The organism is Pannonibacter indicus, from assembly GCF_001418225.1.
GTDB lineage: Bacteria > Pseudomonadota > Alphaproteobacteria > Rhizobiales > Stappiaceae > Pannonibacter > Pannonibacter indicus.
Genome location: NZ_LIPT01000002.1, coordinates 552,389 through 568,289 on the forward strand (window position 1 = coordinate 552,389; position 15,901 = coordinate 568,289).

A 15,901-nucleotide genomic window follows, 5' to 3' on the forward strand; every position below is an offset into this window, starting at 1 on the left:
AGGATGGAAAGTGGCCGTGGCCCTAGCACGAACGGGGCAGAAACGGAAGCTCAAGAAGACCCGCGCTGCGAATCAGCATCCCGATCGCTTACAGCGGCAATTCCGGCTCCTGAGCAGCGCTGCGTTCGCGCCGGGCATTGCGGGCTGTCGCGGTGCGGCGGAACTGCCAGGCGACCTGGCTGGACTGGCTGATGCGGCCATAAAGCACCAGCTGCTGGGTGCGGCGGTGGCCATAGACATCCGACAGATAGACGGATTCTTCCAGCACCAGTTCTGCACCGGATGCATTGAATTCCCAGGCTTCGCCGTCCGGCGCCATCAGCAATGCGGCGGTGCCTGCCCTGAGCAGGCTCGGTTTGATCAGCGGATGCAGATGGAAGCGGATGGTGAAATGGTCGTGATGCGTAAGGGCGCCCAGCGTCGAGAACAGATCGATGCCGTCCAGCACGGAGCCGTCACTCGACAGGCGGATGTCGCGCTCATGGCGCACATTGTAGCGGTGGGCATAGCCATCATGGGAGGCGGTGACGCGGGTGCCCATCACGTCTTCCTCGCGGTTGACGGGCACGCTGGTCGGACCGCTGAGGATCGGCGCGCCGAGCCAGCCGGTGAAAGGCTTCTCTGTTAGAAACCGGCAGGACGAGCTGTCTTCCATGCCGGCCGTCGAATGGGCTGCCGTGGAACGGGCCACCTGCCGCCAGCCTTCGCTGGCCCAGCCGGAAACGCCGCAATTGACCACCAGCCGGTGGCGGCCGGAGGACATTTCGAACGACAGGCAGCCGGCGTGGGCCGATTGGCTCAGAAGCGGCGGCGGCGGTGTGCCGGTGTCCATCAGCACCACCGTGTCCCCGCCCATCAGCCGCTGATAGCCGGAGAAGGGTGCGTTGCCGGGAGGAGCGCCGCGCGCATCATCATAGGCCAGGATCGTTGCCACCAGATCGGTGGGGGTGGAGCCCATGCCGTTGAAATGGGCAAAGGCACCGTCCACATGGCGGAAGAAGCGCACCATCGGCATCATCCGGTCGATGGCCTGCATCATGCCGGCGGGTGTCTCCAGCCCTTGCGTGATGAAGGCCTGCCGGATTGGCAGAAGATCGGTGAGAATTTCGAGGATCGCACCGGGATTGCGGGACACATGTCCGCCATCGGGCATGATCTGGCGCTGCAGCTCATGCTCCAGGCGCCGGAGGCTCTGGCGCACGTAACGGCCCTGACCGGCCATCGAGATGCTGGCAGCCGCCACCGCAAGCGCCGCCTGCAGGCGCGGCACGCCATCCGGTGTTTCGTTGATGGTGCGGCGCAGATAGCGCACCTGACGGCCGAGCGAGCGCAGGAAACGGCGGTAGAATTCCGCGTCGCCATCCTCCAGCACCAGCGGCGACTGGGCGAGCCAGGACAGGACGCGCCGCGCCACGACGGGCTGTTCCCAGGCGATGGGGGCCCAGCGGCCGCACAGGCGGATCCAGTCATCGACAAGGGCACGGGCATTCTGGCGGGCGACAAGGCTTTCGGCGGCGCGCAGGTCGCGCAGCCAGCCGAAACTGTGCAATTCGCGCTGCCAGGCCGGATCTTCGCCCTTCAGCTCGAAGGGGGAGCGGCCTCTGGCCTCTACCACCTTGCCGGAGAAAAGAAAGCGGCCGCCATAGATATCAAGGGCGTTGGTCTGGTCGGCGGTGCGAAGATCCTGCGGGGCGATGAGCAAACGGGAAGGCGTTCCCGCAAATGGCTGCCAGCGGAACAGGGGTCCGCCATGCAGCCAGCGCAGGCTATTTTGCCAGAGATGATGGAGCAGCAGGCGCCCGATGCGCCCCTGCTCACCCATCGCCCGGATCGTCATGGCAGTGTCTCACCGCCCTTGTGCTGGCGCCAGAATGAAATTGACTTGCCCTTTCACCATAAGAGGTAACGAACTGTTAGGGTTAGCTCTCAGTTATCCATTGCGGGTCAGAGTGGTTACAGGGCAGTTAAAGCCGCCGCAGACGGGCGGCAAAAAATCCGTCGAGGCCGCCTTCCGGCTCCGTGCCGCCGCCCAGATGGCAGGGCAGGGTGCGCAGATAGCCCTCCGGCGTGATGCACTCGCCAAGGCCGCCGATTTCTTCCGGCCGTACCGGCTCCAGCGCGATTCCCGGCATATCTGCCAGAAGTGCCGCAATCTGGTCTTCGCCTTCTTCCCGTTCCATCGAGCAGGTGCAATAGACCAGAACGCCGCCCGGCTTCAGCCAGGTGATGGTCTTGCGCAAGAGCTCGGCCTGGATGCCCGCCAGTGTCGTCACATCCGCAGGGCGCTTGGTCCAGGCCACGTCCGGATGGCGGCGCATGGTGCCGGTGGCGCTGCAGGGCGCATCGAGAAGGATGGCGTCGAAAGGCTCGTCCGGTTCGTAGCTGCGCAGATCCGCAGCGACAACACGGGCGGAAAGGCCGAGCCGCTCCAGATTGGCATGGACGCGCTTCAGCCGCTTTTCGGAAATATCGACCGCCGTCACATCGGCGCCCTGCGTGGCCAGCTGAGCCGTCTTGCCGCCAGGGGCAGCGCACAGATCGGCGGCGCGCTTGCCGGTGAGGTTCCCCAGCAGGCGGGCGGGCAGGGAGGCTGCGGCATCCTGCACCCACCAGCCGCCTTCGTTGAAGCCCTCGAAGCCCTCCACCGCGCCCTTGCGCGACAGGCGGACCGATCCGGCTGCCACCACACGGCCGCCGAGGCGTTCCGCCCAGCCTTCGGCATCGCTCTTGACGGTGAGATCCAGTGCAGGTTCTTCCAGATGGGCGCGCAGGATCGCCTCGAAGGTCTCTGGGCCATAGGTTTCGCGCCAGCGGGTGGCGAGCCAGAGCGGCAGGCCTGCCGGACCCGAACCGGTGATGGCGGACAGCGTGTCCTTTTCCCGCGCCAGACGGCGCAGCACGCCGTTGACGAGGCCCTTGTAAGGCCTTGCCCGCTTGTCGGACCCCGCAAGATCCACCGCCAGCGACACGGCGGCATGGTCGGCAACGTCGAGGAACAGGATCTGCACCGCAGCGACGTGGAGAATATCGGTGACGCGGCCCGTGCGCTCCGGAATGGGCCGGTCCAGCAGCTCCGCCAGAATGGCATCGAGCTGGCCCCGGCGGCGCAGGGCTGCAGCGACGATGGCCTTCACCAGCGACCGGTCTTTCGGCTCCAGCGCGCGGAAGCCGGAATGGCCCGAGGTCACGTCATATTCGGCATCCAGCGTGCGGTGCTTGTGCACCACATTGCCCAGAATGTCGGTGGCCACCTTGCGGGCGGCAAAGCCGGGAGCGGGCCGCCCGGGCGAGCCGCCGCCATTTGCCGTGCCGCCTGCCTTGCCGCCGGCGGGGCGGGAGGGGGATTTCGGGCGGGAGCCAGTGGATTCGTTCAAAGCGCTGGCCTTCGTTGGGTTGGCTGTGTTGCAGGATTGAGTCAAGGCGCCGCGAACCGGTGCTCGCGGCGCCCTTGGCAAGACATGTCTGGTGGTCCTGCGGCGCGGGACAGGCTGCGGTGCCGTCCATCGCGTCCGAGGCTGTGATCCGAAGCTTCTACCGCAGATCAGCCGTCCGGCTCAACCCCATCGGTTTCAGCCCCATGGGCCCTTGGGTTTTCCCGAGGGGCGTGCGTTTCCGCTGCCTCCCCACGGACCTGAAGGGCCGGAGCTGCGCCCAGCACCACCCGCAGAACCACCCCAAGACTGGTTGCGCGTCTGCGCCGGAGCCGGGTTCCAGCCGCCGCCAGAACCACCGCCGCGCCCGCCCATCTGCCCGTCCAGATCGCGCAGGGCTGCGATGCGGTTGGCGGTGTTGGGGTGGGTGGAGAACAGATTGTCCATCCGCTCGCCTGACAGCGGGTTGATGATGAACATGTGTGCCGTCGCCGGGCTGCGCTCCGCATCCGGATTGTGGATCTGCTCCACACCGCCCGCGATCTTGGCAAGGGCAGAGGCGAGCCACATCGGGTGGCCGCAGATTTCGGCACCCATGCGGTCGGCGGCATATTCACGGGTACGGGAAATCGCCATCTGCACCAGCATGGCAGCGAGAGGCGCGACGATCATGGCAACGAGCATGCCGATGAAGCCGAGCGGATTGTTGTTCTCCCGGTTGCCGCCGAAGAAGAAGGCGAAGTTGCCGAGCATGGAGATGGCACCGGCAATCGTCGCGGTGATCGTCATGATCAGCGTGTCGTGGTTCTTGATGTGGGCCAGCTCATGCGCCATCACACCCGCCACTTCTTCCATGGTCAGGCGCTCCAGCAGGCCGGTGGTCGCAGCCACGGCGGCATTCTGCGGATTGCGGCCCGTGGCAAAGGCATTCGGCTGCGGATTGTTGATGATATAGACCTTGGGCATCGGCAGCTGTGCGTTCTGCGCCAGCTGGCGCACCATGCGGAACAGTTCGGGCGCGCTGCGCTCATCCACTTCCTGCGCGTGGTGCATGGACAGCACCATCTTGTCGGAATTCCAGTAGCTGAACAGGTTCATCGCACCGGCAATCACCAGTGCGATCATCATGCCGCTCTGTCCGCCGATCAGGAAGCCAATACCCATGAACAGGGCGGTCATGGCGGCCAGCAGCATGGCAGTGCGGAAATAGTTCATTGCCTTCGGTCCTCGTCGCGCTTAAGTGCGGGTGGTACACCTGACGGGAGTTTTCGGCTGCCGCCAGTACCCTAAATGATGGGCCAAGTCCCTATATGATGGGTATGAGCCCGATTTCCCGCAAGCCTGCTGGTCTTCAACCTGTCTTGAAGCGGCGGCCGGCGGTCCAAACGATGGAGATATCCATGCACGACGACGAGATCACCGGAGCGAATGGCCCTGAGGCCGGTGCTGCGGACAACCGTGGCGTGGTCGTTCCCTTTCCCCAGCGTGCCGCGCCCGCAGAGCCGGAAGCTGCCGCAGAGCCCGCCCCCGCCCCGCAGCGGCGATTCGAGGATCTTCCCCCCGCAGCGCAGCGGGCGCTGAAGGAAGCCGAAGCGCGCCGCGCAGAAATCGACGCCCGCCAGCAGGCCATGGCAAAAGAGCTGGACGGGCGCGGCGGACTTGAGCCAACCCGTTATGAAGACTGGGAAATCAAGGGGATCACCGTCGATTTCTGACATTTGACAACTGCCTGCGCGGCAGCGGGAAAAGGCTGTTGCTGCTGGTTGGTTAATGAGGGCTTTACCAAAGGCACGTTAACGTCCGGGCAAAGTGTGTTCGAGTGTCCGGAAGGTCAGATGACGTCCACGATGCCTGCCTCAACCCCGCGCGCGGCCCTGCCCGACGCCAATCCGTTCCAGCGCCTTGCCGCGCTTCTGGGTGATACGCGCCCGGGTGCGGACCCGATTGTGCTGACCATTGGCGAGCCGCAGCATGCGCTGCCGCCCTTCACGGGCGAGGTGCTGATGGAAAATCTGGCCGATTTCCGCCGTTACCCGCCGATCGAAGGCTCTCCGGCCTTCCGTGCTGCCATCGCGGCCTGGCTGGACCGGCGTTACAATCTTGGCGGCACCATAGACAAGGACAAGGGTGTTCTGCCGCTCAACGGCTCGCGCGAGGGCCTGTCCTTCGGCGCGATTTCCGCCCGCGATCAGCTGGCCAAGGATGTGGCGCGCCCTGCGGTGATCCTGCCCAACCCGTTCTACCAGACCTATGCAGCCGCAGCCCATATTGCCGGGGCCGAGGCGGTCATGCTCGACACGGGCGCAGACACCGGCTTCCTGCCGGATCTGGATGCGCTGGAGCCGGAGCTGCTGGACCGGACCGTCGCCTTTTACGTGGCGTCGCCCGCCAATCCGCAAGGAGCGGTGGCGAGCCTTGCCTATTGGCAGAAGCTGATAGGTCTTGCCCGCCGCCACCGGTTCTACATCTTTGCCGATGAGTGCTATTCGGAGATCTACCGCAGCACCCCGCCTCCGGGCGTTCTGGAAGCCGCCCATGCGCTGGGTGAAGGCTATTCCATGGTGGTGGCGTTCAACTCCCTGTCGAAGCGGTCGAATCTTGCGGGCTTGCGCTGCGGTTTTGCTGCCGGTGATCCGGAGTTTCTGCCGCGCTGGGTGAAGTTCCGTGGTCTTGCCGCCCCGCAGGTGCCGCTGCCGGCACAGGCGCTGGCCGTGCGCGCCTATGGCGACGAGGCGCATGTGGTCGAGAACCGCCGCCTCTACAACGAGAAATACGAAATTGCCGAAAGGCTGTTGTCACCCATTCTCGGGCCGGTGACGCCGGAAGGCGGCTTCTTCCTGTGGCTGGATGTGAGCCGCTGGGGTGGCGCGGTCAGCGTGACCGAGCGGCTGTGGAGTGAGGTTGGCGTCAAGGTGCTGCCCGGCTCCTATCTGGCCTCCACCCAGGCCGATGGCCGCAATCCGGGTGATCCTTATATCCGCGTTGGCCTGTGCGCCCCGTCCTCGCTGACGGGTGAAGCGCTGGAGCGCATGGCCGGCTGGCTGGGAGGTGCGGCATGAGACGGGCAACAGCCATGCGCGGGTCCGGACGGGGTGCGGCGCATATTCTCGACACCGAAAGCCCGCTGAAGCGTCTCGTCCGCCGCAATCTGGTGGGTGCGGCCGGGCTTCTGGTCATAGCGCTGGCGGCGGCACTGGCGGCGAGCCTTGCTACATGGTCGGTGAATGACCCGAGCTTCAATCATGCGACGGGTGAGCCGGTGCGCAATGCGCTGGGCACGCCGGGAGCAATCATCTCCGACATCCTGATGCAGTCGATCGGGCTGGCGACGGCTGTATTCCTGGTGCCGGTGGTGCTGTGGGGCTGGCGTCTTCTTTCGGGCAAGACCATGCGCATCGGCTTCCGCCGGATCATGTTCTGGTTCGTGGGCACACTTCTGGGCGCCGGTGCCGTTGCGGCGCTGCCCGTGCCGGAAAGCTGGCCGCTGCCGACGGGTCTTGGCGGCTTTGCCGGTGATGCCATGCACTATGTCCCCTCCATGCTGACCCACAATCTGACACCGGGCGCGGCAACCATTACCGGTGTGCTGGGGCTGGGGCTTCCATCCGTCTTCCTGCTGGTGGCCGCCGGTGCCTGGTTTGGCGACATGCGCGAGCGCTATCAGGATGACGAAGAGGACTTGCCGTCCCTGCCGTCCCGCACCGCCCGCCAGCAGATGCGTGGCCGCAGGGCCGAGCCGCCCATTGACTTCGATGATGAGGACGAGGACGAGCGCGAACCCCGGTTTGCTGCGCTCATGGGGGCTGCCGCGCATTGGCGCCTGCAGGCCCAGTCTGCCGTGCAGCGCATGACCGGCATCGGCCTGTCCCGCCGCCATGTGCGGGAGGATGAGGAAGACGACTATTTCGAGGAGGATGCGGAGGACGAATATGCCGCTCCGCCCGCAAGCCGCTTCGGCTCGCTGCGCCGTGCGCTGAAGGAGCGCTTTGTTCCCGGCGAGGAAGACGATGGCCTTGGCGATCTTTATCCCGACGCCCGGGACACCCGCGAGGCGCCGCGCCGAGTGACGTCACGCGGCCCGGTCATGGGCCGTGCGCCGCAGATGGAAGAGGACGAGGATTATTACGACGGCGGGGACGAAGCCTCCGCCTATGACGAGCCGCCGTTCGACATGGATGATGACGGCTACGGCATGGAAGAAGTTGTGCCGGTTGCGCCGCGTGGCCGTGGCAGAGGGCGGGATGAAGCCCCGCTCGACCGTCCGCCGCTGGGCCGTCCCGTTGGCATCGCCAGCCCCGATCAGGGCCGCGCCGGGCCGGGTGCCCCCGCACAGGGCGCTGCCCGTGTCGTGCCGCAGGCGCCGCGCCCGCAGCCGGGCCGCCGGGTCCAGGCCGAGGCCCAGCCTTCGCTGCTGGAAGCGCCCGATGTCTATGAACTGCCGCCTCTGCGGCTTCTGGCCGAGCCCAAGCCGGCCGGCAAGACGCCGGGCCTGTCCGCCGATGCTCTGGAGCAGAACGCCCGCATTCTCGAAGGCGTGCTCGAAGACTTCGGCGTGCGCGGCGAAATCATCGAGGTGCGCCCCGGTCCGGTGGTGACGCTTTATGAGCTGGAGCCCGCTCCCGGCATCAAGTCCTCGCGCGTCATCGGCCTTGCCGATGATATCGCCCGCTCGATGAGCGCGATTTCCGCCCGCGTTGCCGTGATCCCCGGCAAGAACGCCATCGGCATCGAACTGCCGAACCAGAAGCGCGAGACGGTCTATCTGCGCGAACTGCTGGCGGCGGAGGATTTCGAGAAGTCGAAGGCGAAGCTCGCCATGGCGCTGGGCAAGACGATCAACGGCGAAAGCGTGATCGCCGATCTTGCCCGCATGCCGCATCTGCTCGTCGCCGGTACCACCGGCTCGGGCAAGTCGGTGTCGATCAACACCATGATCCTGTCGCTGCTGTACCGGATGACGCCGGACCAGTGCAAGATGATCATGATCGACCCGAAAATGCTGGAACTGTCGATCTATGACGGCATTCCGCATCTTCTCACCCCGGTGGTGACCGACCCGAAGAAGGCGGTCGTGGCGCTCAAGTGGACCGTCCGCGAGATGGAAGAGCGCTACAAGAAGATGTCGAAGATGGGCGTGCGCAACATCGACGGCTACAACATGCGTGTGAAGCAGGCGCTGGAAAAGGGCGAAAGCTTCTCCCGCACCGTGCAGACGGGCTTCGACCGGGAGACCGGCCAGCCGATCTATGAGGAAGAGGATCTGCCGCTGGAGCCGATGCCCTTCATCGTGGTCATCGTCGACGAAATGGCCGACCTGATGATGGTGGCCGGCAAGGACATCGAAGGCGCGATCCAGCGCCTGGCCCAGATGGCCCGTGCCGCCGGCATCCACATCATCATGGCCACCCAGCGCCCGTCGGTGGACGTGATCACCGGCACGATCAAGGCCAACTTCCCGACGCGAATCTCCTTCCAGGTGACGTCCAAGATCGACAGCCGCACCATTCTGGGCGAGCAGGGCGCCGAACAGCTTCTGGGCATGGGTGACATGCTCTATATGGCCGGCGGCGGCCGCATCCAGCGTGTCCACGGCCCCTTCGTCGCCGATGACGAGGTGGAGCAGATCGTCGCGCATCTGAAGCTTCAGGGCACGCCCCAGTATCTGGAGGCGGTGACCGAGGAAGAGGAGATGCAGGACAATCCCTATGATGCGGTGTCCGGCTCCGACGAGGGCAATGATCTCTACGACCGCGCCGTGGCCGTGGTTCTGCGCGACAAAAAGGTCTCGACCTCCTATGTCCAGCGCCGTCTTGGCATCGGCTATAACCGGGCTGCCTCGCTGATCGAGCGCATGGAACAAGAAGGCGTGATCAGCGCCGCCAACCATGCAGGAAAGCGTGAGATTCTGGTGAAAAACGGGGTGGACGAGGACTATTGATCCGCCCCGTCCGCCGCAACCTTGCCACAAGCGGGAACTAGAACGGCTCTCAGACATTGAGGGAAGCGGCTGCAGGATTTCTGCCGGGCCGCCTCGAAGGAGCCCTGAGCATACCATGAAGCCAAACTGTTCGCATCGCTTCCTGTCCTGGACTGCGGCCATCATGCTGAGCGTGGCAGCTGCTCTGTCGCCTGCCGCCGCGCAGCAGAAGGCGCCCTTGAGTCCGCAGGACCAGGAAACGCTGAACGAGGTCAATACCTACTTCAACTCGGTGCGGACCATGCATGGCGATTTCGTGCAGTTCGGCCCCGAGGGCGGGCAGGTGGAAGGCAAGTTCTATCTGGAGCGTCCGGGCAAGATCCGCTTCTACTACAACCCGCCCGCACAGCTCGACATAATCGCCGATGGCAAGTCGGTTTCCGTGCTGGACCGCAAGGTGCAGACGCAGGACATCTGGCCGCTGAGCGAAACCCCGCTGCGCTTCCTGCTGGCCGAGCAGATCGACCTTACCAAGGACACCAATGTGGTGGGCGTGGTGGTGGAGCCCGATCTTGTGACTGTTGTGGTCGAGGACCGCACCACCTTCAATTCCGGCAAGCTGACGCTGATCTTCGACGCCCAGACCTTCGATCTGAAGCAGTGGACCGTGACGGATGCGCAAGGCATGGACACGTCGGTGGCAATCTATAATGTGACCGCGAACGGGCCTTCGAATCCGAAGCTCTTCGTCATCGACTATCTGGCAGCCGCCCGCCAGAGCCGGAACTGATCCGGCCGCGCGCAGCGGCTGCCCGCTTCAGGGCGCCGCCGCAGCATGACTTCCGATCCTTCCCGCCGTGAGCCTCTGGCGCTTGTGCTGCTGCGGCGCCATGCGGCAGAGCACGGGCTGACCGTTTTTGCCGAACCCGCCTATGGCTATGCGGGCTATGTGGAGGCGCCGGGCGGGCGCCGTGCCTTCTTCAAGGGCGCGGGCTTCGACATCAATCCCGCTGCCGCTTCTGCCATCGCCCGCGACAAGGCCTATGGCGCCTTCTTTCTGGAGGCGGCCGGCCTCAGCGTGCCGCGCGGGGTACTGATCAGTTCGCAGCGTTTCATCCGCGACATCGAGGTGAAAAACCCGGCTGTTGCCGCAAGGCTGAACGGGGAGGCTGAGGCAATCGCCTTTGCCCGGGAGACGGGCTTTCCGCTGTTCGTGAAGCCCAATGATGATTCGGAAGGGCGCGGCATCCTGCGGGTGCAGGACGAACGGGGGCTTTCCTCCGCGCTGACCGTTCTGGGCGCCAGTTATGACCGCATTCTGGTGCAGGAAGAGGTGAGGGGGCGGGATTACCGGGTGCTGGTGCTGGATGGGGAGGTTCTGGCCGTGTTCGAGCGGCGGCCCTTCTCGGTAACCGGTGATGGTGTTTCTTCCCTCCGGGTACTGATCACGCAGGCAACGCAGGGCTTTGCCGCGGGCGGCAAGGGCTCGAAGATTGCGGCGGATGATCCGCGCATTCTCGCCTTTCTCGCCAACAGCGGCATGGATCTCACCCACGTGCCGAAAGCCGGTGCAGCCGTGGCGCTGCTGCCCAATGCGAACCTTTCTTCCGGCGGCAGTGCGGTGGATGTGACCGGCGCGATCAGCCCGTATTTTTCTGAGATAGCCCGCAAGGCGGGCGAGGCCGTGGGCTTGCGGCTCTATGGTCTTGATCTCATCTGCCCGGATATTGCGGCAGGGTCTGGCCCCTATGCCATTCTTGAGATGAATGCGGCGCCGGGCCTCAGTCATTTTCACCGGCTCGGCCCGCATGAGGCGCTGCGCGTGGAGGAAATCTATGCAAGGATCTTCGACGCGCTGACACGGGGGATCAGGGCAGGAGCGAAGCCATGAGCGTGATCATCGAAACGCCGGAGCATATCGCTGCGGGCCTTGCCGCATTGGCCGCCGCCGATCCGCGCCTGCCTGCGGTCATTTCCTTTGCTGGCGAAGTGCCCCTGCGCCGCCGGCCGCCAAGCTTTGCAGCATTGGTGCAGATCATCATCTCGCAGCAGGTGTCCGTCGCCAGCGCCAATGCCATTGGCGCAAGGCTTGCCGCCCTCGTCGATCCGCTGGAAGCACATGTTCTGCTCTCCCATACGGAAGAGGCGCTGGGCGGCGCAGGGTTGTCCCGGCCCAAGATCCGCGCCGTGCGGGCGCTGGCTGAAGCGGTCGGCGGCGGGCTGGATCTTCAGGCGCTGGCGAGCGTTCCGGCCGATGTGGCGCGGGAGGCGCTGTGCCAGGTCAAGGGAATCGGCCGCTGGACGGCGGATATCTACCTGCTCTTCTGTGCCGGCCATCCGGATATCTTCCCCAGCGGCGACATTGCCCTGCAGAATGCGGTGCGCGATGCCTTCGCTCTGCCGGACCGCCCCAGTCCCCGTGCGCTGGATGAACTGGCGGAAGCCTGGGCTCCCTGGCGCGGTGTCGCAGCCCGCCTGTTCTGGGCCTGGTACAAGGCCGCCCGCGAGGGCCGCGACAGCCAGCCGCTTTAGAAGCGGGAACTGGTATCAACCTTTGACATTGCCGCAGCGGCGGGGAATATGCAGGCCGCAACAGAGGGAACGGATCACCGCCCATGGCCTTTTGGCGCCTCAAACCCGGCAGCGGCAAGATGGAGACGGCTTGCGACCCGCGCCGGGCTGATTATGCCGTGTTTGATCAGGTGAGCCTGAAGCGCGGGGACAAGACCGTGCTGGACGGGCTGAATCTCACCTTGAGCGAGCGGCGGATTGCGCTGATCGGGCTCAATGGGTCTGGCAAGAGCAGCTTCGTGCGCCTGCTCAACGGCCTGCTGCTGCCGGACAGCGGCACCTTGCAGATCTACGGCGCGGACACCCGGCAGGCGCGGGCGAACCTGCCGCGCCATGTGGGCTTTGTCTTCCAGAACCCGGACCATCAGGCGATCTTCCCGACGGTGGAGGAGGAGATTGCCTTCGGCCTGACCCAGCTGGGCCAGTCCCGGCAGGAGGCCCGGCTCAATGCCCGGCGTTTTCTGGAGGCTCACGGCTGCGCCCATCTGGCGGAGCGGCCCTTTCTGGACCTGTCCGAGGGGCAGAAGCAGCTCATCTGCATTCTTGCGGTGCTGGTGATGCAGCCGGGGCTGATCGTCTTTGACGAGCCCTTTTCCAGCCTCGATGGCCTCGCCACCCGCCAGATCATGTCGCTGATCCGGGGGCTGGAGCAGAAGCTGATCATGGTCAGCCATGATCTGGAACTGATCCGCGATTTCGACCGGGTGCTGTGGCTGCAGGACGGCCAGATCCGCATGGACGGTGAGCCCGGCGCGGTGCTGCCCGCCTATGTGGATGATATCGAGCGGCGCGCCGCCGTCTCCGGCCTGTTGTGAGGCACGCGTGATCTCGCTCTATCTGCCCGGAACCAGCCTTCTCCACCGCCTGCCTGCCGGGGTGAAGCTCACCGGTCTGGCCGCCGCCAGCCTGATGTTCTTCCCCGTGGAAAATGCCGTCATTCTGGCGGCGGGCTGCGGCGCGGTGCTGGCCGTTTATGCGGCGCTGGGCCGGGCGGCCCTGCAGCAGCTCTCGCTCTTGCGCCCGCTGCTGCCGCTGTTCGCCGTGCTGCTGGCGCTGCACTGGCTGTCCGGCTCGCTCATGGGGGGCGTTGTGGTGCTGCTGCGGCTCTTGCTGCTGGTGATGCTGGCCAATCTCGTCACCATGACAACGCGCATGGATGACATGCTGGAGGCGATTTCGCCCCTGTTCCGCCCGCTGGCCTACTTTGGTGTTTCGCCGCGCCGCCCGGCGCTGGCCGTCACGCTTGTCCTGCGCTTCGTGCCGGTGCTGCTGGCGCTGAGCGCTGCCCAGCGGGAAGCCTATCAGGCCCGCACCGGCAAACGCAGCAGCTGGCGGCTTCTTGCTCCCTTCGCCCTTCAGGCCCTCGCCATGGCCGACCACGTGGGCGAAGCCCTTGTTGCCCGCGGCGGCGCCGACGGGTTTGGTGCTGCGGAGCGGGGGAAGAGGCGGGGGTAATGGTTCGAAATTTTCCCCACCTTCTCTGTATTCGTCATACCATGATCAAGTCATGGCATGACGGAGTGGGGGGGGGAATCACCCCCGCCCGCGGTAGGGCTGCACGCCCTGCTCGGGGATCCACACACCCTCCGGCGCCGGGCCGGTCTGGTAGAACACGTCGATCGGGATGCCGCCGCGCGGATACCAGTAGCCGCCGATGCGCAGCCATTGGGGTGAGAGGAAGTCCACCAGCCGCTTGCCTATCGACACGGTGCAGTCCTCATGGAAGGCGCCGTGGTTGCGGAAGGAGCCGAGGAAAAGCTTCAGGGATTTGCTCTCCACCAGCCAGTCTGCGGGCACATAGTCGATGACGAGATGGGCGAAATCCGGTGCGCCGGTGATCGGGCAGAGCGAGGTAAACTCGGGCGCCACGAAACGCACCATGTAGCCGGTGCCCGCCTGCGGATTGGGTACGCGCTCCAGCACCGCCTCTTCCGGGCTCTGGGGCAGGGCGGTGGAGGACCCGAGTTGGGTCAGGTTCTGATAGATGGTCTTGTCACTCATGGTCACACTCCGCGAAGGTTGCCCCAGATGAGGGTATGAAGTTGCGGCAGGATGCTGGCCTGGAACCAGCGGTCATTGGCGGCCCGGCCGATCAGCCAGCGCAGCCGCGCCATGATGCCGGGAATGTCGATCACCGCATCCTCCTGACCGGCAGGCGGCGGTGTGTGGTTGCCGGGCTGCAGATAGACCGGCAGATGCGGATAGGCGCGCGCCACCTCTCTGGCAAAGCCGTAATCTGCTTCGTCAAAGACGACGAATTTCAGCGCGATTGCCGTATTGGGGCCAGCGGCGGCCACCGCATCCGCCAGCGCCTTGCGGTCAAACGCCATGCCGCTGGACGGCGGCTTGGGGCTGAGGCTGAGGACATCGAGCGCCGCGAACCAGTCCCGCGACAGGCTGCCCTGCGTTTCCAGCGCGAAACGGTAGCCCTCGCGCTTGCCCAGTTCAATCAGCCGGCCCAGCGGCTGGATGGCCGGGTTGCCGCCCGAAACGGTGACCATCAGCGGCTCGCCCCCGGACAGGCGCCGCACCTCGTCCATCACGGCGTCCGCGCTCATGGGCGTCCAGGTGTCCCGGTAGGCGCTGTCCACCGCATGCAGGGTGTCGCACCAGGAGCAGCGGAAATCGCAGCCGCCGGTGCGCACGAAGACGGTGGCCATGCCGATCAGCGCGCCTTCGCCCTGGATGGTCGGGCCGAAGATTTCGCTGATGCGCAAGATCTCGCCGCTCATGCGCTGCACCCGCAGCTGCCTTTCGGGCGGTATTCGGCCATGGTCTTGGGCGTCTCGCGCACGCGCACGGCGCTCACCTCCGGCCAGCGCGCCTTGCACCAGTCGTAGAAGAGCCGGGCCATGCGCTCGGCGGTGACATTGCCGTTGCCCAGCACATCGTTGAGGTGGCGGTGGTCGAGAGTGTCGTCGAGCCAGGTCTTGAAGGGGCCAAGCTCCCGGTAGTCCCGCACGAAGCCCACGCTGTCCAGCGTTTCGGACATCAGCTCCACCTCGACCACATAATTGTGCCCGTGCAGCCGGGCGCAAGGGTGGTCATCTGGCAGGCCGAAGAGCTGGTGGGAGGCGGAGAAGTGAAACTCCTTGGCGATCCTAAACACCACAGGCCTCCTTCCAGAAATCCGGGTCGGCATAGGTGGTGGGATCTTCCGCACCCGCCATATGGAAGGCCTCGCGCCGTTCCACGCAGGTGCCGCAACGCCCGCAGTGGATCTCCCCGCCCTTGTAGCAGGACCAGGAGCGGGTGTAGTCGACGCCAAGACGCACGCCTTCGGCCGCAATGGCCGCCTTGTCCGTGTGGACATAGGGCGTGTAGAGCCGCACATCCGCGACACCGGCCAGCGCCTGGCGCTGCATGGTTTCGAAGGCCTCGGTAAAACCGGGGCGGCAGTCGGGATAGATGAAGTGATCCCCGCCATGGACGGCAGTTGCCACCGCCTCGGCCCCACGCGCGGCGGCAATGCCGAAGGCAATGGCCAGCATGATGGCATTGCGGTTCGGCACCACAGTGATGCGCATGGTTTCTTCGGCATAGTGGCCATCGGGGACGGCCACGTCATCGGTCAGGGCCGAGCCGGACAGCTGGCGGCCGATGCCGGAAATGTCGATGACGATGTGTTCAACGCCCAGATCATCCGCACAGGCTCTGGCAAAATCCAGCTCCTTGAGGTGCCTCTGGCCGTAGTTGAAGGAAACGAGCCCGACCAGCTCGTTCTCTTGCGCAACCTTGTGCGCAAGGGTGACGGAATCCATTCCGCCGGAACAGACGACAAGCGTTTTCAAAGATGTGTCCCTTGTTTTCGCTGGAACCGGGTAGGCTGCGACCGGTTGACCGCCCGAGGGGCGAACGGGGCCTTTTAGCAGCAGTTCTGCAAAAGGGAAGGGCAAAGCGCCCGGTTTTTGCCGTTTACCTTGCGTAAAGAATCCTTAACTCTTTGTTGAGATGATTCGGCCATGCCCCGCTGAAAAGGGGCAGAGACGGAGGGCCAGAAGGCCCGGCAGGCCGCCACAGGCAGCAGACAGGCCAGGAGGGC

Annotated in this window: 15 protein-coding genes; 8 read left to right on the plus strand and 7 right to left on the minus strand. The window is 65.3% G+C overall.

Annotated features, from left to right (window positions below; all coding sequences use genetic code 11):
- Positions 1-88: 88 nt before the first annotated feature.
- The 3 genes from ASC48_RS05510 to htpX all read right to left on the minus strand — a co-directional run bounded on the left by ASC48_RS05510 (position 89) and on the right by htpX (position 4,586).
- On the minus strand, positions 89-1,837 hold the full coding sequence (locus ASC48_RS05510; RefSeq protein ID WP_055454757.1) for a heparinase II/III family protein: 1,749 nt from the start codon (positions 1,835-1,837) through the stop codon (positions 89-91).
- Positions 1,838-1,964: 127 nt separating this feature from the next.
- Positions 1,965-3,374, minus strand: coding sequence for a 16S rRNA (cytosine(967)-C(5))-methyltransferase RsmB (gene rsmB / locus ASC48_RS05515; RefSeq protein ID WP_208975541.1), 1,410 nt, complete (start codon positions 3,372-3,374; stop codon positions 1,965-1,967).
- Positions 3,375-3,569: 195 nt separating this feature from the next.
- Complete coding sequence (gene htpX, locus ASC48_RS05520; RefSeq protein WP_055454758.1) at positions 3,570-4,586, minus strand: zinc metalloprotease HtpX; 1,017 nt, start codon at positions 4,584-4,586, stop codon at positions 3,570-3,572.
- A gap of 248 nt (positions 4,587-4,834) precedes the next feature.
- On the opposite strand from htpX, the gene ASC48_RS05525 reads away from it, so the two are divergent.
- From ASC48_RS05525 to ASC48_RS05560, 8 genes are all read left to right on the plus strand, one after another.
- Positions 4,835-5,086 carry a DUF1674 domain-containing protein gene (locus tag ASC48_RS05525; RefSeq protein WP_050474149.1) on the plus strand — a complete coding sequence of 84 codons (252 nt, stop codon included), beginning with the start codon at positions 4,835-4,837 and terminating at the stop codon, positions 5,084-5,086.
- Between the two features lie 120 nt (positions 5,087-5,206).
- Positions 5,207-6,430, plus strand: coding sequence for an aminotransferase class I/II-fold pyridoxal phosphate-dependent enzyme (locus tag ASC48_RS05530; RefSeq protein ID WP_055454759.1), 1,224 nt, complete (start codon positions 5,207-5,209; stop codon positions 6,428-6,430).
- Positions 6,427-9,309, plus strand: a complete 2,883-nt coding sequence (locus tag ASC48_RS05535) for a DNA translocase FtsK (RefSeq protein WP_055454760.1) — start codon at positions 6,427-6,429, stop codon at positions 9,307-9,309. The genes ASC48_RS05530 and ASC48_RS05535 overlap by 4 nt, the downstream gene beginning before the upstream one ends.
- Before the next feature lie 163 nt (positions 9,310-9,472).
- On the plus strand, positions 9,473-10,078 hold the full coding sequence (locus ASC48_RS05540; RefSeq protein WP_244270005.1) for an outer-membrane lipoprotein carrier protein LolA: 606 nt from the start codon (positions 9,473-9,475) through the stop codon (positions 10,076-10,078).
- Between the two features lie 45 nt (positions 10,079-10,123).
- Positions 10,124-11,179: an ATP-dependent carboxylate-amine ligase gene (locus tag ASC48_RS05545; protein ID WP_055454761.1), complete on the plus strand. Its 1,056-nt coding sequence runs from the start codon at positions 10,124-10,126 to the stop codon at positions 11,177-11,179.
- A complete protein-coding gene (locus ASC48_RS05550; RefSeq protein WP_055454762.1) occupies positions 11,176-11,820 on the plus strand; it encodes a DNA-3-methyladenine glycosylase family protein in 645 nt (214 codons plus the stop codon). The genes ASC48_RS05545 and ASC48_RS05550 overlap by 4 nt, the downstream gene beginning before the upstream one ends.
- Positions 11,821-11,903: 83 nt before the next feature.
- Complete coding sequence (locus ASC48_RS05555) at positions 11,904-12,674, plus strand: energy-coupling factor ABC transporter ATP-binding protein (RefSeq protein WP_082439994.1); 771 nt, start codon at positions 11,904-11,906, stop codon at positions 12,672-12,674.
- 7 nt (positions 12,675-12,681) lie between these two features.
- Complete coding sequence (locus tag ASC48_RS05560; protein ID WP_055454763.1) at positions 12,682-13,314, plus strand: CbiQ family ECF transporter T component; 633 nt, start codon at positions 12,682-12,684, stop codon at positions 13,312-13,314.
- Positions 13,315-13,392: 78 nt separating this feature from the next.
- On the opposite strand, the gene queF is transcribed toward ASC48_RS05560, so the two are convergent.
- The 4 genes from queF to queC are packed head-to-tail and all read right to left on the minus strand — an operon-like array spanning position 13,393 to position 15,650.
- Positions 13,393-13,860 (minus strand): preQ(1) synthase, encoded by a 468-nt coding sequence (queF, locus tag ASC48_RS05565; protein WP_055454764.1) that lies wholly within the window; start codon positions 13,858-13,860, stop codon positions 13,393-13,395.
- A 2-nt stretch (positions 13,861-13,862) separates the two neighbouring features.
- Positions 13,863-14,591: a 7-carboxy-7-deazaguanine synthase QueE gene (gene queE, locus ASC48_RS05570; protein ID WP_055454765.1), complete on the minus strand. Its 729-nt coding sequence runs from the start codon at positions 14,589-14,591 to the stop codon at positions 13,863-13,865.
- Complete coding sequence (locus ASC48_RS05575; protein WP_055454766.1) at positions 14,588-14,968, minus strand: 6-pyruvoyl trahydropterin synthase family protein; 381 nt, start codon at positions 14,966-14,968, stop codon at positions 14,588-14,590. Before ASC48_RS05575 ends, queE begins: the two co-directional genes overlap by 4 nt.
- Complete coding sequence (gene queC, locus ASC48_RS05580) at positions 14,961-15,650, minus strand: 7-cyano-7-deazaguanine synthase QueC (RefSeq protein ID WP_072242531.1); 690 nt, start codon at positions 15,648-15,650, stop codon at positions 14,961-14,963. The genes ASC48_RS05575 and queC overlap by 8 nt, the downstream gene beginning before the upstream one ends.
- Positions 15,651-15,901: the final 251 nt, after the last annotated feature.